Consider the following 20,017-nt stretch of genomic DNA (forward strand, 5'->3'; position numbering starts at 1 on the left):
CTGCTAGTGTTTTTTCCGTTTAAATCAAAGGTAGTGATTGTGTTATAAAGGTATCTAAAAGGTGGTCATATACATGAATGAATTTTCGTTATCCAATCGGATGCATGCAATTTTAGATAATGAACAGCAAGTTAAACATATGGAAAAAGGACGCTTCCTTTTCCAGGAGAGTACCCCAGCAAGTGATTTGTATTACATTTTAAAAGGGAAAGTAGAAGTGAGTAAGGTTGTTCCCGACGGCCGGGAATTAACTATGCGCATTTGTTCGGAGAATGATTTGGTTGGGGAAACAGTCCTTTTTTCTCAAAATCCTAAATATATGATGAATGCAAAAATGTTGGAAGATGGAACTGTTGCGGTTATTTCCAAAGAAGCATTAGAAGAGAAAATCGCCTCCGATAGCCATCTTGCAGTTGATATGATGACATGGTTATCAGCTCAAAACCGTAAAAATCAGTCTAAATTCCGCGATATGCTCCTGCACGGTAAGAAAGGTGCTTTTTACTCCACCCTCATCCGTTTATCAAATAGCTATGGCACTGAAGTTGAAGACGGTAAAGTTATCAATCTTCCCTTTACAAACCAAGAACTCGCCAATTTTTGCGGCACATCCCGCGAGGTAGTCAATCGAATGCTCGCCCAATTAAGGAAAAACAATGTCATCTCCATTAATAAGGGACGCATTACGATTCTTGACTTAGACTATTTGAAGCAGGAAATCGACTGTGAAAACTGTCCAATAGAAATCTGTACCATCGATTAAAACCCTTCCATAAAAACAGCGAATGCATAATGTCTTACTTGATCTTAAAATGATTGTTTTCAAATTCATCCCTAGGACCATTTAATTATTTTAATTACAAAGGATTCGATATAATAATTTCACAGTACTATAAAAAATGCATAAAAAAAGCATAAAAATTCATATAAGTTAATGGCAAGCATCGGAAGGCCTTAACAACTATATATACTAAATTAAGGGATGGCATAGTTGCCATCCCCTAATTTAGTATATATTCATTCAGACAGGATCACTTTTTTTACCCGCCAATGAATGACATTTCGATTTTTTCCTGTTTTGTCACTGTTCCCGCTGCCCGTTCATCTGAATAGCGGTCGTCCCTATGGTTCCAAAGTGAAATGATGAATTCAGTCAATTCTTCATCTGTCATGTCGGAACGGAGCAATGACTTCAAGTCATGCCCCTTTCCATTAAACAGGCATGTATATAAACTTCCGTTAGCAGAAAGTCGTGCACGTGTACAACTGGAACAAAAAGACTCGGATACTGATGTTATGAAGCCCACTTCTGCAGTAGTGCCTTTATAACGGAAGCGTTTTGCCACTTCTCCAAAATAATCTTCATCAACCGGTTCAAGATCGAATTCGGTTTGGAGCATCTCGAGCAATTCTTTTTTCGTAATGACATTCTTCAACTGCCAGCCATTTGTATGTCCGACATCCATGAATTCTATATAGCGTAATTGAATGCCCTCTTCCTTACAAAAACGGGCCATCGGCAGGATTTGAGATTCATTGGTTTCTTTTTTCACAACCATATTGACTTTAACGCCAAGCCCAGCTACTTTGGCAGCAGCTATGCCTTCAATGACCGGCTTTACCCCGATGTCCCTACCGTTCATCTTCTTGAAAAGTTCATCATCGAGACTGTCTAAGCTGATATTAACCCGCTGCAAACCAGCTGCCTTCAAATTCGCGGCATGTTTTTTCAAGAAGACACCATTCGTAGTCAATCCGATATCTTCAATACCATCAATTTGAACGAGATTTGAAATCAGAGTGGTAAGATCTCTCCGGAGTAATGGTTCCCCGCCTGTCAACCTTAGTTTTTTAACCCCTAAGCTTGCAAATATTTTAGAAAGCCTTACAATTTCCTCGTAAGATAATAGCTCACTTTTAGGCAGGAACTGAAAATTCTCATGAAAAATTTCAGCAGGCATGCAATACTGACAGCGAAAGTTGCACCGATCTATGACTGAAATCCTTAAATCCCTTAGTGGCCTGTCCATTGAATCTTTTATATGACTGTTCAATTAACCACTCCTAGCCATAAGTATTAGAAAAAAACCAGACCATAAAAAGTGGCTCCATAAAATGGATTCACTTTTTTTTGACTGGCTTTATATTTCTATTACCTGGTTATTATTTGATTCCTAATGCAATTTTAGCATATCTGGACATTTTGTCTTTGGTCCACGGCGGACTCCAGACTATTTTAACATCCGTTTCCTTGACCTCTGGAATATCTTCCAGAACCAATTTCACTTGATCGACAATCGTCCCAGCCATCGGGCAGCCCATTGCAGTCAATGTCATCGTTACTGTAGTCAGACCTTCCTCATCCATATCAACATCATATACCAAACCTAAATTCACGATATCTATACCAAGCTCCGGGTCAATGACCTGCTCCAAAGCTCCTAAAATAATGTCTTTTGTATCTTGATCCACTTCGATCACTCCTTTTATGGAAAATCTCTTCATTGTCCGTATTAGAATCATAACAGATTTCGGGTGAGTACTTAAGCTTTTTGCACAGTTGACAGCAAATGTTTCGCGAACCAGTCCGCAGTAAGAAGTACTCCTTCTCTACTGACCTTGTGTCCTGATTTAGGGTCGAGAATAAATTCGATTTTTTCATTTGCCTCATTATAACCCGCTTTGACCCCTTCATAAAAGCGATATGCATGCTGATATGGTACCACTGGATCTTTAGCTCCATGCCAAAAAAGAAGCGGGCGGTTGGAAAGCTTATCTTGATTAAGACTCAAGTCAAATGGCTTGAGCTGTTCAATCACCTTGGCAACTTCCTCATCAGTAGCAGGGAAATCAACTTTCCTTTTCTTAATTTCCGCCATTTGGAGCTCTGCATACGCGACATATGATGGGTTTCCCATCAAACTGACTCCGGCCGATATCCAATCATAAGCAGCAAGAGCCCCATTAGTCACTATTCCCCCCATAGAGGTACCCGCTATACCTATTCTGTCAGGATCAATTAATTTTCTGGATATTAAATCATCCTTCATCAAAGATAAATCCTGGATGGTCTGTAAAACCATTTCCCAAAAACGGGGCATCATTTCGGAATCACTTAAACCAGCTTCCCTTTCCCCATGATGAATCACATCGGGAAGAAGTACACGAAACCCCTTCTCAGCCAATAAATAAGCATAGTGAAGATTGTGTTCCTTTGCACTTTGAAAACCATGTATAAAAATAATAAGCGGTAATTTCTGATGGAAAGTGGTTTCCTCGCTTAAGTGTAATACAGGAATATGTCCAATTTGTTCCTTTTCAATTATTATCAAGTTAACCCCTCCGAATAATTTGTTCGGTTTTAATCTAAAAGAAGTTCAACAACCTTCTCAAAAAGAATTTTGCATTCCTTATTCCATTCCTTTAAACCTGAGCATCGCTTTAAGTATCATGATCCTGCATATAGTAATATCATACAGGAATGCATAAAGAATGAAAAAGATTTACATTTACTTTAAAATAGTCTTAACAATATTTGCATATAATGAAATCAAAAAGAACAGAAGGTGTGTACATGGCGGAGAAACATTTAATCGTATTGGATCTTGATGGTACTTTACTTACAGATAAAAAAACAATTTCTTCAAGAACTAAAAAAACACTGCTAAAACTTAAGGAAGATGGACACGAAGTTATGATAGCTACCGGTCGTCCCTTTCGCTCAAGTGAACTTTATTACCGGGAATTGGGATTGACTACACCAATCGTTAATTTCAATGGCGCTTTCATCCATCACCCATTACAGACAAGCTGGGGGGTATACCACTCTCCACTGGATATAAATGTAGCGAAGGAGATTGTTGAAGCGTGTGATCAGTTTGAATATCACAACATCATCGCTGAAGTCCGTGACGATGTTTATGTCCATTATCATGATGAAAAATTGATGGACATGTTCAATCTAGGAAATCCAAACATGAAGACGGGTGACTTGCGCAATTTCCTTAAGGATTCCCCAACTTCGATGCTAATTCACACAGATAGTCAATTTGTAGGCCAGATTCGCCAGCATTTATCCGATGTTCATGCAGAATTGGTCGATCATCGCCGCTGGGCAGAGCCTTTTCATATCATTGAAATCATTAAGAGCGGGTTAAGTAAAGCCGTGGGGCTAAAACGAGTATCCAACTATCTGGAAATTCCTCAAAACAGGATAATCGCTTTCGGGGATGAAGATAATGATTTGGAAATGCTCGATTACGCGGGAACCGGAGTAGCTATGGGAAATGCAATCTCACCAGTAAAAACAGTTGCAAATACGACTACATTGACGAATGAAGAAGATGGAATAGCAGTCTTCCTTGAAGAAAAATTCAATATTAAACCCTAATACGTCATTTTTTACCTTCATAATATCTCTCTTACAAGCCAAACTAATAAGGACAACAGCTTCCTTATGTTGTCGACAACGCTCAGAATCGGAGGAGATAAGCATGGGTAAAAGCAGTAAATCTAAACGATTTGTACAGCAGGGCAAAGAAAGTGTTGCCAGGCATGCCGAAAAAATCCCTTATCACACTACGTTTGAAGAAGCTGAAAAAGACAGGTTAAGAATTATGTCTGAACAAAGCTATGGTGGCTTCTAATGGGAAACAAATTATTCCAGAAAGCAAGGGAATTTGTAGAAGAAGCTCTCCACTCTGAGCATGACGGTGACCAGCAAAAGACAGAGGAAGTCGCTAAAAACGCTCTTTCATCAGCCTTTGCCAATACTACAGAGGCGGAAAAAGAACAACTGCGAGAACTCCAGGAAGAGCTGGAAAACCACTCGAAATAAAGTGAAGGCCTCCAGGATTCCTGGAGGCTTTCATTATGTTCATCAATTGTTATTTCGTGCCTTACCTCCTTTTTCACCGATCTCTTTATAAAAATCTTTACCATGGGAATCGGAAGTGGCCTCGCCGCCCTTTTGTCCAATTTCCCGGTAAAAATCCTTGTCGTGATTTTTAGAAGTGGCTTCCCCGCCTCTACGTCCTGCTTCTTCTCTACTCATTTTTTCATCGTTAGCCATTTTTATCACTCCTTCAAGGTTTTAAATTGGCGCTACATTATCAGAATTAGCCGTTACAAGCAATAAACTTATAACACCAAAAATTCTTCCTTTTGTAATGGAAGTGTAATGGCTTTAATTTTCCTGTTAATATCATTCCCTGCGGAAGGTACCGACAATGCCCGAAGTTTCTATAATGTTTGTAAAAGCGTGTGGATCCACTTCTTTGATGATCCGTTCAAGGTCATACAGTTCATACCTTGTAATGACGATCAATAACATTTCCTTATTTTCGTTAGTGAACGCCCCTTTTGCAGGAACCCTTGTAATTCCGCGAACTAACTGAGCATGGATTGCCTGTTTAAGTTCTTCGCTTTTCTTTGTAATGATCATGGCTGTAAGCTTTTCATGACGAGTATGTATCGCGTCCACAACACGGGTAGATGTGTAAAGGGTAACAAGTGTATACAAGGCTTTTTCCGGTCCATAAACAGCTCCTGCAGTCACAATGATCACGCCATTCAGCAGAAATAAATAAGTACCTACAGGTTTATCCTTCTTCCGTGATAGAAGCATGGCGATAATATCCATTCCGCCAGTCGATGCACCGTATTTCAAGGTGATTCCCACACCCACTGCAGCTATGACTCCGCCAAACACCGCATTCAATAGTATGTCAGGTGACCAGCGTGTAATCGGAATGATTTCCATAAAAAAGGACATCAAGACAACGCTGAGGAAACTATAAAAAGTAAAGGACTTTCCAACTTTCCGCCAGGCAATGATCGTTACTGGAATGTTCAATAAAAGCAATAGAATTCCTGTCGATACATTAAAAGGAGCAAAAGAACCTATCATTCTTGATAGTAGCTGGGCCACTCCTGTAAAGCCGCTTGCATATACGTTTGCCGGTATTAGAAAAAAGTTCATCGCAATAGCATTAAGTAATGCTCCGACCACAACTATGATAATTTTCTTCATTTCACCACTGTACATTCTAAAAACCTCCATTTCACCCTTATCCTATTATCTTTTTACCCTTAATTATTTATTCTATTTACGTAGAGATTGAATTTTTACCGTTTCGTGCTACACTAAAAAGTAAAGTGACCACTCATTTTCTAAAAATTGTAAAAAGAAAGCAGGTGTATTATGGCTATCACAATTCTTGCAGATAGTGCATGTGATTTGCCATTGTCTTTCTATAAGGAAAACAATGTATCATTAATCCCTTTACAAGTCCATCTTGATGGGGAAAATTACGAAGATTTACTTACCATTAATTCTCACGAAGTCTATCAGGCGATGATTGATGGAAAAGCTCCTAAAACATCGCAAGCTTCTCCAGAATACTTTATAGAACTTTTTACACAGTTTGCCAAGGAGAAAAAACAAGGGATCTATATAGCCTTTTCCTCTGAGTTATCAGGAACTTATCAAACGGCAGTGATGATTCTTAATCAGGTGAAGGAAGAGTACCCTGACCTTGACATCGAAATCGTCAATACGAAATGTGCTTCGATGGGGGTCGGTTTAATTGTAAAGAAAGCTGCCGATCTAGCAGCAAACGGTGCCACTAAAGAAGTGATCCTAGCTGACATCGAATTCCGCACCCGGCATATGGAGCATCTATTCACTGTTGATAATCTTGATTATTTGGCCCGTGGCGGTCGCATCTCCAAAACCTCTGCCCTTGTTGGAGGTTTATTAAACATTAAACCGTTATTGCATGTTGAAGATGGGAAGCTTGTTCCGCTTGAAAAGATACGCGGCAAAAAGAAATTGATTAAACGTGTAATAGATTTAATGCATGAAAGAGGCAAAAATTTAACAACCCAAACGATTGCCATCAGTCATGGTGATGATGAAGCCACGGCATTGGAATGGAAGGAAGCCATTCAAAATGAATTCGGGACAACCGATTTCATGATCCATACAATCGGCTCCGTCATCGGTGCACATGCCGGTCCTGGTACAATTGCCCTCTTCTTCTTAAACGATACCCCTGGGAAATCATAAACATACATACTCCCCTCCATATTTGTGAACAATATATATTGATCATGATAATGGAAGGGAGTTTTCACTATGTCAAAAACAACTGATAACAATAAAAGGCCAAAAGATAACCAAGCGATAAATGCCGAGAAAAATATCGCATATCAGGAAAATCTCACTGCAGGTAAGCACTCCTATTCGAAGAAAACGGACCATAAGTGAAGCGTGGGGCTTGTGCCCTCGCTTTTTTTATAAGCAGTCACCGATTTAACCATATGGTTTATATAGTTGTCTTCCTATCACTCTTTCTCTATAATAAAGGAAATAAAACCTGCTGGAGGTAAGTGATGGCAAAGGAAAATTCATTTGATATTGTTTCGAAAGTAGACTTTTCAGAGGTAACGAATGCAGTTACCATGGCTATGAAGGAAATTCAGACCCGCTATGATTTTAAAGGTAGCATAAGCAGCGTCACCATTGAAAAAGAAGACCTGGTTTTAGTGTCCGACGATGAGTATAAGCTCGAACAGTTGAAGGATGTCCTCATTAGTAAACTCATTAAACGTGACGTACCCATCAAGAATCTGGACTATGGTAAATTAGAAGGTGCTTCTGGCGGTACCGTTCGCCAGCGGGCTAAGTTAATTCAAGGTATCGATAAGGAACAAGCAAAAAAGATTAATACCATCATTAAAAATAGCGGTCTTAAAGTGAAAAGCCAAATCCAGGATGATCAAATCCGTGTTACCGGTAAGAACCGGGATGATTTGCAAGGAATCATTTCTGCAATCCGAGGCGCTGACCTGTCCATTGACGTACAATTTTTAAATTACCGCTAAGTAAGAAGGCCTCACCTGCTTTTTGGGTGGGTCTTTTTTATATGTTAGCAGCTGGCCTCTATAGCGGTAATACCCTCTTTTCCCTCAAATGAATCTCCTTCATGGAACATGGATAGACTAGTCATGTTCCCTCAGAATAAATAATAACCCAAACTCTTTTTTGGTCATTTTTTCCATGTTTTCTTTTTCCCAAAAGAAGGAATAGAAAAGCGTAGATAATTAAACAGGAGGCGTTTAATCTTGACTAGTCAAAACCAAAATCAAAACAAACAAGGATTTCCACCTCAACATCAACAACATCAACCTGGAGTGGAAACAAAAATGGAACCGAACCCTGATTCAGTTAAATCTACCTACAAAGGAAGTGGTAAATTAATAGGGAAAACGGCAATCATAACTGGAGGAGACAGCGGAATCGGTAAATCAGTTGCCATTTATTATGCTAAAGAAGGTGCTAATGTGACAGTTGCCTACTTGGATGAACACGAGGATGCTCAAACGACAAAAGAATTGATCGAGAAAGAAGGCCAGAGATGTTTACTCATTTCCGGAGATATCGGTGATGAAGCATTCTGCCAGGATGTCGTCAAAAAAACGGTGGATGAATTCGGCGGTTTGGATATTCTAGTCAACAACGCTGGAGAACAGCATGTGCAGACAAGTATCCTTGACATTTCTGCTGAACAATTGGAAAAAACGTTCCGCACTAATATTTTCTCGATGTTCCATTTAACAAAAGCTGCATTGAAGCACCTGAAAAAAGGAAGCAGCATCATCAATACAACCTCTATCACAGCCTATCAGGGCAATCCAAAATTAATCGATTACTCTTCAACAAAAGGTGCAATACTAGCCTTCACAAGAGCTCTATCGAACTCCATCTCAAAAGATGGCATCAGAGTGAACGGCGTTGCGCCAGGTCCAATCTGGACACCGCTGATTCCTGCCTCATTCGGTGAAGCGGATGTTGCCAAATTCGGTACGGATACTCCAATGGGCCGCGCAGGACAGCCAGAGGAATTAGCACCAGCCTATGTTTATTTGGCTAGTGATGATTCATCCTATGTCAGCGGACAAGTCATCCATGTAAATGGCGGTACCGTTGTAAACGGATAAGCTAACTTCAAAAGCAGTGGATTTCGTCGCAAATTGAAATCCACTGCTTTGCTTTTTTCAAGCAGGATATTTCCAATTAACACGGAAATATTGGGTATGGAAGGAGTGACCTCATTTGAAAAATATTATAGACCCCTGGTTCACCGTTCAGGAATTGGGCTCAAAGACGTTTGCAATTAGTGAATATGGTCATTGGGAGAAAGTTCATTCCTTTTTACTAATTGGGGAGTTCCAAGCTGCGTTAATCGATACAGGATTAGGCATCGTGCCGATTAAGCGGATTACGGACCAGCTTACCGAACTTCCGATAATCGTCCTGACCACACATGTGCATGCGGATCATATTGGCGGACATGGGGATTATGATACAATTTATGTTCATGGTGATGATGCCGATTGGCTGATCAACGGCATTAAGGGTTTGTCTTTGGAACAAATAAGAAAAGACATGGCTCGGGATATCACTATACCCGTACCGGAGTCTTTCGACCCTGATACATACAAGCCATACCAGGGGTACCCGGATAAACTCTTATCGGATGGGGACACCATTGATCTTGGGAACCGCAATTTAGGCATTTATCACACACCTGGGCATTCACCTGGCCACATCTCTATTTTGGATCATGAAACTGGTTATTTATTTACTGGTGACCTGCTTTATTCAGATACTCCAGTTTATGCATTTTATCCCTCGACAAGCCCTGAAGACCTTGTGAATTCGTTAGAAAAAATCGCTACGATCCAGAAAGTCTCCAAAATCTATGGTGGACACAACCAACTCGGACTTGAACCAAAGATTTTTTGTGAAATCCTTACAGCCATTCAATATCTTAAAGAGAATAACTTAGTCAGACATGGAACGGGTGTACATACATTTCAAAGTTTCAGCGTACATTTCTAGCAAAAGGGCATTGCTTTTACGCAATGCCCTTTTCGTTTAATAAGTCATGGCCATCGAACCTTGCTTGATTGATCTGCAAGAATGCCTTTCCACAAAATGATGTGGAATGATGGACCCAGCAGGAGTATCTCCAGTTTGCAGCATTTGAATGATGCCCTTAGCTGCCTGATATCCCAAATCGAAGATATTAATATCTACAGAAGTCAGGGCTGGTAATGACAGTTCAGAGAAAAGAACGTTATTGAAGCTTACGATGGACATTTCTTCAGGAGTGCGCACGCCCATCTCGCGAAGTGAATGCACGATGCCAAGTGCCATAAGATCATCACTGACCACCAAAGCGGTTGGTGGTTCATCGATGGATAGTAACCTTTTTGCAGCAGCTTGTCCACCTTCATGCAAAAAGTCTTCATGCAGGGTATATTCCTTCCTTCGATCGATTCCAGCACTCTTCAACGCTCGTTCATAACCTAATAAGCGATCGAGGGTCATCACTAGGGTTACATCACCTCCGATGAATCCAATCCTTTCATGCCCTAGCTGAATGAGATAATCTGTTGCCTGCTCGGCTGCCAAGACATTATCGTTATCTACATATGTTATCTCCTCGATAAAATCATAGGGTTTCCCAATGATGACAAACGGAAAATCCCTTGCTCTCAAATAGGTCAGAATGTGATCGTCCATCCTAGAATACATCAGGATTATTCCATCAACCATCCCCCCCTGCACCATATTTACGACTCCTTCGTAGATTTCATCTTCTGTTTTTCCCGTGCTTAGCAACAGGGAATAATGGTTTTCCTGAGCCCCCTCACTAAGACCCTGGAGGATCGTCGGAAAAAATGGATTTTGATAATAATCATTTGACGAGCTTGGCAGTACCAAGCCAATGATCCTGGTTGATTGATTAGCAAGACTACGTGCAATGAAGTTTGGATGGTATCCTAATTTATTCATCGCCTTACGTACCCGTACCTTTGTTTTTTCACTTATTCGAGGATTATTTGCAATCACTCGAGAAACTGTTGAAGGAGCAACATTCGCTAACTGTGCCACATCTTTTATCGTGATGGCCATTCATTTCCCCTCTCCCTTCTTAGCCTTTATTGACTTCATTCAAAAAAAGGTGAATACCAATAAACACTTCTCTTATATTTATTTTATAATTATACATTTTTATGTATTAATAATACACTCTGCCCAATAGTTATTTCCATACTTTTTTTGCCGTTTATTCATTTTATCAGAAAATACTTACTTTTCCGTTTTTTTTCGTATATTTTTCAAAAATTAAAAAGAAGCTGATTATGGATCAGCTTCTAAAAAACGGACAGGTCTTTTGTGCAGAAAGAAGTCAGACGACTAACTACAGAGGGTTTAAAGCTAGTTTCCAATCAAATCAAAGGAAGATATTTATAGATCAATAACGATAAATCCTTGTTTCATATGGTCGTAAATCAATAACGGACCCTTCAGGACAATCCTCATAATTAGCTAGTAAAAGTTCCATTTCACCCCAATGAGAAAGATCGATTTGGTGGTGATTCACACTAAAGTTACATATTACCTTGACTGAATCACCATTCATAATTCTTGTATAAATATAAAGTTCAGGGTGATCTTCCCATAATAATTCATATTCCCCATAAACAAGTACCTGATGTTTTTTTCGAAGTTCAATCATTTTTTTATAGAAATGATAAATGGATGATGGATCATTCCTCTGCTGTTCTACATTAATGGCACGATAATTGGAATTAACCTTCATCCAGGGTGTTCCGTGCGTGAACCCACCATTTTCTTTATCATTCCATTGCATCGGCGTTCGTGAATTATCACGGCCGCTATGCCATATAATGTTCATTATTTCATCATGCGAACGACCTTTTGAGGTCTCAATCCGGTAAAAATTTTTCATTCCAACATCATCATAATCATCAATCGAATCAAATTTGACATTCGTCATGCCTATTTCCTGACCTTGATAAATAAAAGGTGTCCCTTGCATGAAAAAATATAGAGCCCCAAGCATTTTTGCGCTTTCTAGCCAATATTGATGATCATTTCCCCAGGTCGATACACTTCTGGGCTGGTCATGATTTTCAAAAAACAAAGCATTCCAGCCTTTGTTTTTCAGCCCCTTTTGCCACTTGGTCATGGTGCGTTTTAACCCCTGAACATCAACATCGTGATTCTGTCCCCTATTCCAAAGTCCAAGATGTTCAAATTGAAATATCATATTGAATTTCCCATTCAATTCCCCGACCCATTCATCAGCCTGCTCAATCCTGACGCCATTGGCCTCCCCGACCGTCATGATATCATACTTAGAGAACGTCTCTTCCTTCAACTCCTGAAGGTAATCCAGAATCCCGTCCTGATTGGTATGCATTTCAAACGCAGGTACATACTGATGCCAATAAGGGTTGGGCATATCCGGCAGGCCTTCACGCTTATGAATATGCGTAATCGCATCAATCCGGAAGCCATCAATTCCCTTATCGAGCCACCAATTCACCATTTCATACAACGCCTGTCGCACACCCTCATTTTTCCAGTTTAAATCTGGCTGCTTTTCGGCAAATAAATGTAAATAGTATTGATTGGTCCTTTCATCGAATTTCCAGGCACTTCCGGAAAAGATACTTTCCCAATTATTAGGCTCCCGTCCGTCCTGCCCATCCCTCCATATATACCAATCCCGTTTCGGATTATCGCGTGACGAACGTGACTCAACGAACCAGGGGTGCTCATCGCTTGTATGGTTCAAAACAAGATCGAGTATCACCTTCATCCCACGTGCGTGAACATCCTCCAATAACAGTTCAATATCTTCGATTGAACCGAACTCATCGGAAACTGCTTGATAATCACTAATATCATAGCCATTATCCGCATTGGGCGATTTATAAAATGGACAAATCCAAATGACATCTACCCCTAAATCCTGCAGATAATCGAGCTTTGAAATCAATCCTTTAATATCTCCTACACCATCACCATTACTATCCATGAAACTGCGCGGGTATATTTGATAGCAAACCGCTTCTTTCCACCAAGTCTTATTCATGCTGTACCCTCCCGATCCTGTTTTCCACAAAGCCTTAGGGACAATGTTTGGCAGCTACCCACAATCGAGAGGTACATGATTATTTTGGTTGGTTCCGTTTTGAACGCTTAATAACCAAAGCAATGAATATACCAAAAATAAGAAGAACCAATCCTATAACTAACAGGTAAGGAATATTGATAATCGACTTGGGTGACAGTGTGTAAACTTCTGTCGTCTCCCTGTCGATTACGATAGAGTAGCTGTTGTCCTTACTGCGGACCAGATCCCCATTCAGCATACCTCTCAACTCTTTATTACTTTCAAGTTCCTTTTCAGTAAGGTTTATCTTTTGAGTTTCAGTCGTATTGTTCATGGCGACGACAATCGTTTCATCACCATACACACGTTTGAATACCGAAGCTCCGCCTTTTTCATATAAAAGCTCCATATCCCCTTTTATCAATGCTGGGTACATGTCTCTGAGATCAGAAAGCTTTGTTATATATTCCACCAATTCCTGTTCTGTCTTGAAATTCATCAATTTATGATTATCCGGAGCAATATCACCATTTAAGGCAATTTCCGATCCATAAAATACGATTGGCACTCCTGGCATCGTATATAGATATGACAGCGCCATTCTCCATCTGGCACCTGGGTTTTCGTTATGATCGGCTGCATCCTTTGTAAAACGCGGCATTCCCTGAGTATCCATGAACAATGCCTGAGGAGCATTGCCCCCAAATTCATCTTCACTTTTCGCAAACGAATTAAAAACGGGTTTCAATTCTTTATCAGGTGCAGCAAATGCTTCCCGTAGCTCAACATTTTGCGGATAAGCCATGAAAGCATCGATACCCGTTTTCTTATAGCTTGAAATCAAATCCGCATCACCTTGTATATCGCCGATTGTATAGAAATTTGATTTTTCAGATTTGACTGCACCTACAAATTCCTTCCAAAAATCTTTTGCTACGTATTGAACCTTATTTAAACGGTACCCATCAATATCAGTTTCCGTTATCCACCATTTGGCGGCATCAAGTAAATATTTCCGTGTTTCCTCATTGTCTTGATTCAAATCCGGAAGACCATCGACCCAGCCTGTTTCCAAATCCTTTTGATTACCTTCATTGGAAATCTTTTTTTCTTCATGGAACCAATCTTGTTTTTCAGGGTCGTTCAGCCAAGATGAGTCAGGACCCACATTATTTGCTTGAAAATCAATGATCACCTTCATATCGCGTTTATGTGCCTCATTCACGAGTTTTTTAAACTCTTTAATTGTCCCAAAGTGTGTATCCGTTTTATAAAAATCAGTCACCCAATCGCCATGATAGCCATTTTCATCATTAGCGAAAATTGGTGAAAGGATGATAGCTGTATAACCCATATCTTTTAAATAATTCAGTTTCTTCGTGACACCTTCAAAATCCCCACCATTAAACGCAGAAGGGTCATTCACATTCGCATCTCCATTATTTTGTGTATTACCATCGAAAAATCTGTCGACCAATAATGAATATACGATTTCGTCCTTCCAAGTTCGTTGTTCTTTTTCAGCTGCTCCTACTGGAATGGCGTAAAAAAGAAGCAACGGAATTAAAGCGAGTGATAACACTCTTTTTCTCATATCCGCTCTCCTCCTAGCTATCTCTTTACGCCTTTAAGATTAGCCTTTTGGCCCCTTAACGTCAAATCCAAATTATAAAAAACTTTACACTAAAGGGACAAATTGGGGATACTGGATACAGTTAATGAAATGGAATAAGCAGAAGACGATTAACGTTCTTTTTTTATCGTCTTAACCGCTTTATCCAAAGCCCTTTTTGGTTTTGCTTTTTCAGTGGCTATATCATCCATGGCAGAATTCATCGGTCCCCATACCTTATTCATTTCCGGAATATTCGGCACAGGTTCAGCGTATTTTATTTGTATGCTTAAGGCTTGTGCCCTTTCATTTTCATTGATTGCTGCATTGTGTTTGATTGAATTATTAGGAGGGATTTCCCCTGTTATTTCATAACGTTGCATTGCATTATCATCGTTTGTCAAATATTCAACTAACTTCGTAGACCAATCAGGATGTTTTGTGAATGCTGTTACATGCCAGCCTTTGATTTCCATGAACGTTTTCATTGGCTGACCATTTGGCAATTCGGGCAAGGGGGCAAATCCTGTATCCTTTCTCTCGGAAAATGAGTTACCGTCACTCATGAAAGAAGCCAAATCCCCTTGACTAAACAACTTCTCGATCGCTGCCTTGTCGCCTTTTGGAATCAAATCCGCTTTATACCATTTTTGGATGTACGCAGCTCCTTTTACAGCACCCTTATTATTCAAACCAATGTCCGAAGGGTCTAGATTTCCATTCTTATCTTTAAATGTGTAACCTCCCATTCCAGCCATTACTCCATACCCATCATGGAAATCATTCCATTTGGCATAATAACCATACACATTACCTTGTCTTAATTCCTTCGCCATTTTATATAAATCATTCATCGTTTCAGGAGGCTTAGCCATCAATTTTTTATTATAAATTAAAACGGAAGTGTTTACGGATTTCGGCAATCCAAATACCTTATCTTGATACATCTCGCCTCTAATTGAAGATTCAATGAAGGCATTTAATACTTCATCACTCACTTTCACTTCCTGAATTAGGCCTTCCTTTACGATTTGCCCGACTTTTTCATGAGAAAAAGTTACCACATCCGGGGCTTTTCCGTTTCCAATCGGCCCATCGCGACGAAGCCGTTCATACATCTCGGTAGCTATTTCCAGCTCTTCATGCTCAACTTTTATTCCATATTCTTTTTCAAATGCTTCAATCACTGGCTTTAGGGCCTCCGCTTTCCCTTTTTCCTCCCAAATGATCAATTTTTTCGGCTTCGCTTCATTACTGGCTTCTTCGTTTTTCTTATTTTCTTTCACTACTTTATTTTCCAAATCTGAACTGGATTCACAAGCACTTACAATAACGATCAAGAACATGGACATGAACAAATGAAAAATCAGCTTCTTCACTTTCATTCTCCTTTTTAAAATGTTTATTCTATCATGTCCAAAAGCACCAAATAATACTGTTTTTCAGTTCAGCCAATCAAATAAAGCCCCAGAATGAAAGCGGTACCAAACTTATTGTTATCATTATATGAACGGCTTTGGTTTTTACAACATTTTCCTCGACGTATTTATTTCCTTGTAGTGATGAACACTTTTTGTTATTTTTTAGTTAATAGGTGCTTCTTTCAATTAGAATTGGGTATATAACCATATTGAAAAAAACACTTAACGGCTAATTACAACTGCTTAGTGAACCCCCTCATAACAGCCTGAAGTTCCCTTTTTCATATTCACTTCCCCAAATACTTATAGAATTGGAGTGGTTTTAATGGAATTTTCATCCATACACCATAGACCTAATGACAATTACGGCTATCCCATCAACACTGAAACCCTACATATCCGACTACGTACGAAAAAACAAGATATATCCTCAGCTGGATTGATTTTTGGGGACCCATACATTTCAGATAATGGACAATGGCAGTACGAAGAACTTCCCATGAGTTTATCAGGCAGCGATAACCGTTATGATTATTGGCATATTTATGTGAAGCCTACCTACAGAAGAATTCGGTATGGGTTCAAGGTCCTCTCAGAAGATGAAAGTGCCATTTACACGGAAAAGGGTTTCTTTAAAGAACCCCCCCGAGATCCGGGATGCTATTTCGCGATTCCCTATCTACATCAAAATGAAGTATTCGGCGCACCAGAATGGGTCAAAGATACAATTTGGTATCAAATTTTTCCTGAACGATTCGCGAACGGAAACCCTGACAACGATCCGGAAGGTGTTAAACCTTGGGGAAGTGAAGACCCGGCAGTGGATAATTTTTTTGGCGGGGACTTCGAAGGAATCATTGAACATTTAGATTACCTAGAGAAGCTCGGCATCAACGGAATCTATTTCACGCCAATCTTCCATGCCCACTCCAATCACAAATACGATACGATTGATTATCGGAAAATCGATCCGCAATTCGGAACGAAGGAAACATTGAAAACACTGATAAACGAATGCCACAAACGGAATATCCGAGTCATGCTGGATGCCGTTTTTAACCATAGCGGCTACTATTTCCCCCCATTTCAGGATTTACTCGAAAAAGGAGAGGATTCGAAATATAAGGATTGGTTCCATCCACACAGCTTTCCTCTCAAAGGAGGGGAAAGGCCCAATTATGAAACGTTCGGTTTTTTTGAATCGATGCCAAAATTGAATACTGCGAATCCGGAAGTGAAAGAATATCTGCTCGAAGTCTCAGCCTATTGGATTAAGGAGTTCGATATAGACGCCTGGCGACTCGATGTGGCAAATGAAGTCGACCAACCATTCTGGCGTGAATTTCGAACAACGGTGAAAAGTATAAAGCCTGACCTTTACATTCTTGGTGAAATTTGGCACGACTCCATGCCATGGCTTCGCGGCGATCAGTTCGATGCTGTCATGAATTACCCTTTTACCAACCAAGTTTTCCGCCTGGTCGCTTCACAAACCATCAATGCACGCGAGTTCACCGAAGAAATGACAGCCATCTATCATAGTTACCCGACCAATATTTTTGACGTGACGTTCAATCTCCTTGGAAGCCATGATACACCGCGGATTTTCACGGATTGCGGGGAAGATCTAGATCGAGCCAAGCTCATCCACGCGATCCTGCTTACTTTCAATGGCAGCCCCTGTATATACTATGGCGATGAAATCGGCTTAACCGGAGGCAGGGATCCAGGATGCCGAAAATGCATGGTTTGGGAAGAAGAAAAACAAAATACCGAGCTTTTCAATGAAATTAAGGCATTGATCCACTTACGAAAAGAAGAACGATTACTTGCCAATGCCGGAAAGTTCAAATTTCTAAATACAAACGGAAACGAAAATATCGTGGCTTACCAAAAATATAATGGCGAACGCGCTGTCGTGATCCTCATCAACCCGACGGATGTCCAGCAATCCTTCACTCTCCCTATTGATTTGAAGGGGCGTACACTAACGGATTTAAGAACAAAAGAAACAACACAGGAATGCCAATTTGAATTGGGTGGATATCAATATAAAATTCTTGCATTCAATCTTTGAGACAATGAAAACGGGGCAAGGAAAATCATCCTGCCCCGTTTTTTTCAATCGATTATTTGAATATCATATTCTTTGAACCATACATGGGTTTGTGCCAAGTGAGCCAGTAACTGGGGACCTGACATCAATTGCCCGAACCACGGCACTTTAAAAGCGGCTCCTTTGGAATCCACTATATCCGTCAGCTTCTGTTTATCGAAAAACTCATGCAAGACCGAATTTTTATCCCTCAGTAAGTCTTTCAACCACGCCTGCACACGGTCAGTATATATAGGGTTGTGGGTTTTTGGATATGGACTTTTTTTACGATACAATACCTCATCCGGTAACAGCCCCTCCAACGCTTTCCTCAGAATACCCTTTTCACGGTTGCCTTCCATTTTCATTTCCCAAGGAATGTTCCATGCATATTCAACAAGTCGATGATCGGCAAATGGAACGCGCACCTCTAGACTTGCCCCCATACTCATCCGGTCCTTCCGGTCAAGAAGCGTCGTCATGAACCATAACAAATTCACATAGAAAAGTTCTCTACGCTTTGCTGCTACACCGTTTTCCCCTTCCAATTTAGGAGTTTCGGCAAGGGTGGTCAAATAGGCTTCATTCGCAAATTCCTCCAGCTTCAATTTCTCACGCCATCCCGTTTTCAATAACGATACCCGTTCCCCGGTCGATCTCATCCATGGAAAACCAGCTCGATTTAAATCATCTTCACGATGAAACCAAGGATAACCGCCAAAAATTTCGTCCGCACACTCACCGGACAGGCCTACGACAAAATCCTGCTTGATTTCCTTACAAAACCAAAGTAATGAGGAATCGACATCCGCCATCCCTGGAAGGTCCCTTACAAGGACAGCTTCCGTTAAATAATCCGTTAACTGTTCTTGAGTGATGATCGATGAATGGTGAACCGTGTTAAAGGTATCCGACATCTTTTTAATCCAATGTCCATCAGAGTTAGGCTGAAAATCATTTGCCTTAAAATAGCGCTCATTATCTTCATAATCAATGGAATAAGTATGCAGCCGTCCTTTCCCTTCTTTTTGATAGGCGTTTGCCGCAATGGCCGTTATGGCGCTAGAGTCCAGCCCTCCTGACAAGAAGGTACAAAGTGGAACATCAGATACAAGTTGCCGAGTCACTGCATCCTCGACAAGGAAGCGGACCTTCTCGGCCGTCTCATCGAGGGTATCCCGATGTTCTTCGCTTTTCACATTCCAATACCTCCAAATTCGGAGCCCTTGCCTTGATAATGTTAGAGCATGGGCAGGTCTTAACTCTTGGATATTATGAAAAACACCGGAACCTGGCTTTCGGGATGGGCCCACACCAAAAACTTCAGCCAACCCGTCGCGGTCGATCTCCGTTTTAACATCCGGGTGGGCTAAAATCGCCTTTAATTCAGAGCCAAAAATAAATCCCCCGTCCCTTTCTGCATAAAAGAGTGGCTTTACCCCCATCCGATCTCTTGCAATGAATAATTTCTGTTCCTTTTCATCCCAAATTGCAAACGCAAAAATCCCATTGAACAAGTCAATGCATTTTTCTTTCCATTCTATATAAGAAGTAAGTAAAACTTCTGTATCAGAATGACCCTTAAAGGAATATCCTTTTAATAATAGCTGTTTTCGAATGTCTTCGGTGTTATATAGCTCTCCATTATAACAAAGCGTATATCTGCCGTTTTTTTGATCTTTCGACATCGGCTGTTTTCCGCCTTCCGCATCGACAACCGTTAACCGTTTATGACCAAAGGCAACATGGGCTTCACTCCAAACATTTTCCTCGTCTGGCCCCCGCTTTGCCAACGTTTTTGTCATATTTTCAACTGTTTTTGTTTCCTTCCGTAAATCTTTTTGAAAATGCACCCAGCCTGTTATCCCACACATTTTACACTTCATCC

Annotated in this window: 19 protein-coding genes and 1 pseudogene; 10 read left to right on the forward strand and 10 right to left on the reverse strand. The window is 40.4% G+C overall.

The window, feature by feature from the left end; all coding sequences use genetic code 11:
- Positions 1-73 precede the first annotated feature (73 nt).
- The gene (locus tag QUF94_RS20690) at positions 74-763 is read left to right on the forward strand and encodes a Crp/Fnr family transcriptional regulator (protein WP_289317485.1); all 690 of its coding nucleotides are present in this window, start codon (positions 74-76) and stop codon (positions 761-763) included.
- Between the two features lie 277 nt (positions 764-1,040).
- Here the strand turns inward: QUF94_RS20690 and moaA are convergent, their stop codons facing one another.
- The 3 genes from moaA to QUF94_RS20705 all read right to left on the reverse strand — a co-directional run bounded on the left by moaA (position 1,041) and on the right by QUF94_RS20705 (position 3,332).
- Positions 1,041-2,030, reverse strand: a complete 990-nt coding sequence (gene moaA / locus QUF94_RS20695; protein WP_289318458.1) for a GTP 3',8-cyclase MoaA — start codon at positions 2,028-2,030, stop codon at positions 1,041-1,043.
- Between the two features lie 133 nt (positions 2,031-2,163).
- On the reverse strand, positions 2,164-2,472 hold the full coding sequence (locus tag QUF94_RS20700) for a metal-sulfur cluster assembly factor (RefSeq protein ID WP_034314562.1): 309 nt from the start codon (positions 2,470-2,472) through the stop codon (positions 2,164-2,166).
- Positions 2,473-2,543: 71 nt separating this feature from the next.
- Positions 2,544-3,332: an alpha/beta fold hydrolase gene (locus tag QUF94_RS20705; RefSeq protein ID WP_289317486.1), complete on the reverse strand. Its 789-nt coding sequence runs from the start codon at positions 3,330-3,332 to the stop codon at positions 2,544-2,546.
- A gap of 242 nt (positions 3,333-3,574) precedes the next feature.
- On the opposite strand from QUF94_RS20705, the gene QUF94_RS20710 reads away from it, so the two are divergent.
- The 3 genes from QUF94_RS20710 (at position 3,575) to QUF94_RS20720 (ending at position 4,837) form a co-directional block, all read left to right on the forward strand.
- Positions 3,575-4,390: a Cof-type HAD-IIB family hydrolase gene (locus QUF94_RS20710; RefSeq protein ID WP_289318459.1), complete on the forward strand. Its 816-nt coding sequence runs from the start codon at positions 3,575-3,577 to the stop codon at positions 4,388-4,390.
- Positions 4,391-4,493: 103 nt separating this feature from the next.
- Complete coding sequence (locus tag QUF94_RS20715) at positions 4,494-4,646, forward strand: hypothetical protein (protein WP_164468789.1); 153 nt, start codon at positions 4,494-4,496, stop codon at positions 4,644-4,646.
- Positions 4,646-4,837, forward strand: a complete 192-nt coding sequence (locus QUF94_RS20720; protein WP_289317487.1) for a DUF3813 domain-containing protein — start codon at positions 4,646-4,648, stop codon at positions 4,835-4,837. Before QUF94_RS20715 ends, QUF94_RS20720 begins: the two co-directional genes overlap by 1 nt.
- A gap of 45 nt (positions 4,838-4,882) precedes the next feature.
- On the opposite strand, the pseudogene QUF94_RS20725 reads toward QUF94_RS20720, so the two are convergent.
- Both QUF94_RS20725 and QUF94_RS20730 read right to left on the reverse strand, forming a co-directional pair.
- Positions 4,883-5,071: pseudogene (locus tag QUF94_RS20725) on the reverse strand (KGG domain-containing protein); the annotation flags it as partial.
- A 132-nt stretch (positions 5,072-5,203) separates the two neighbouring features.
- The gene (locus tag QUF94_RS20730; protein WP_289317488.1) at positions 5,204-6,046 is read right to left on the reverse strand and encodes a YitT family protein; all 843 of its coding nucleotides are present in this window, start codon (positions 6,044-6,046) and stop codon (positions 5,204-5,206) included.
- A gap of 156 nt (positions 6,047-6,202) precedes the next feature.
- Here QUF94_RS20730 and QUF94_RS20735 point away from each other — a divergent pair, with 156 nt between their 5' ends.
- The 5 genes from QUF94_RS20735 (at position 6,203) to QUF94_RS20755 (ending at position 9,907) form a co-directional block, all read left to right on the forward strand.
- Entirely contained in the window at positions 6,203-7,069 is an 867-nt protein-coding gene (locus tag QUF94_RS20735) for a DegV family protein (RefSeq protein WP_289317489.1), read from the forward strand.
- Between the two features lie 69 nt (positions 7,070-7,138).
- On the forward strand, positions 7,139-7,270 hold the full coding sequence (locus QUF94_RS20740; RefSeq protein WP_081092478.1) for a DUF3941 domain-containing protein: 132 nt from the start codon (positions 7,139-7,141) through the stop codon (positions 7,268-7,270).
- A 125-nt stretch (positions 7,271-7,395) separates the two neighbouring features.
- On the forward strand, positions 7,396-7,887 hold the full coding sequence (locus tag QUF94_RS20745) for a YajQ family cyclic di-GMP-binding protein (protein WP_289317490.1): 492 nt from the start codon (positions 7,396-7,398) through the stop codon (positions 7,885-7,887).
- A 240-nt stretch (positions 7,888-8,127) separates the two neighbouring features.
- Entirely contained in the window at positions 8,128-9,003 is an 876-nt protein-coding gene (locus QUF94_RS20750; RefSeq protein WP_289317491.1) for an SDR family oxidoreductase, read from the forward strand.
- Positions 9,004-9,118: 115 nt separating this feature from the next.
- Positions 9,119-9,907 (forward strand): MBL fold metallo-hydrolase, encoded by a 789-nt coding sequence (locus QUF94_RS20755; RefSeq protein WP_289317492.1) that lies wholly within the window; start codon positions 9,119-9,121, stop codon positions 9,905-9,907.
- 36 nt (positions 9,908-9,943) lie between these two features.
- Here QUF94_RS20755 and QUF94_RS20760 read toward each other — a convergent pair whose 3' ends face one another.
- The 4 genes from QUF94_RS20760 to QUF94_RS20775 form a co-directional block, all read right to left on the reverse strand.
- Positions 9,944-10,987, reverse strand: a complete 1,044-nt coding sequence (locus QUF94_RS20760; protein ID WP_289317493.1) for a LacI family DNA-binding transcriptional regulator — start codon at positions 10,985-10,987, stop codon at positions 9,944-9,946.
- Between the two features lie 343 nt (positions 10,988-11,330).
- Positions 11,331-12,980 carry a glycoside hydrolase family 13 protein gene (locus tag QUF94_RS20765; protein WP_289317494.1) on the reverse strand — a complete coding sequence of 550 codons (1,650 nt, stop codon included), beginning with the start codon at positions 12,978-12,980 and terminating at the stop codon, positions 11,331-11,333.
- Between the two features lie 79 nt (positions 12,981-13,059).
- Positions 13,060-14,595: an alpha-amylase family glycosyl hydrolase gene (locus QUF94_RS20770; RefSeq protein WP_289317495.1), complete on the reverse strand. Its 1,536-nt coding sequence runs from the start codon at positions 14,593-14,595 to the stop codon at positions 13,060-13,062.
- A gap of 149 nt (positions 14,596-14,744) precedes the next feature.
- A complete protein-coding gene (locus QUF94_RS20775) occupies positions 14,745-15,992 on the reverse strand; it encodes an extracellular solute-binding protein (protein ID WP_289317496.1) in 1,248 nt (415 codons plus the stop codon).
- Positions 15,993-16,359: 367 nt separating this feature from the next.
- Between QUF94_RS20775 and QUF94_RS20780 the strand changes: the two genes are divergently transcribed.
- Positions 16,360-18,111 (forward strand): glycoside hydrolase family 13 protein, encoded by a 1,752-nt coding sequence (locus QUF94_RS20780; RefSeq protein ID WP_289317497.1) that lies wholly within the window; start codon positions 16,360-16,362, stop codon positions 18,109-18,111.
- A gap of 44 nt (positions 18,112-18,155) precedes the next feature.
- On the opposite strand, the gene asnB is transcribed toward QUF94_RS20780, so the two are convergent.
- Positions 18,156-20,003, reverse strand: coding sequence for an asparagine synthase (glutamine-hydrolyzing) (gene asnB / locus QUF94_RS20785; RefSeq protein WP_289317498.1), 1,848 nt, complete (start codon positions 20,001-20,003; stop codon positions 18,156-18,158).
- Positions 20,004-20,017 lie beyond the last annotated feature (14 nt).

This window comes from Peribacillus sp. NJ4, assembly GCF_030348345.1.
GTDB lineage: Bacteria > Bacillota > Bacilli > Bacillales > DSM-1321 > Peribacillus.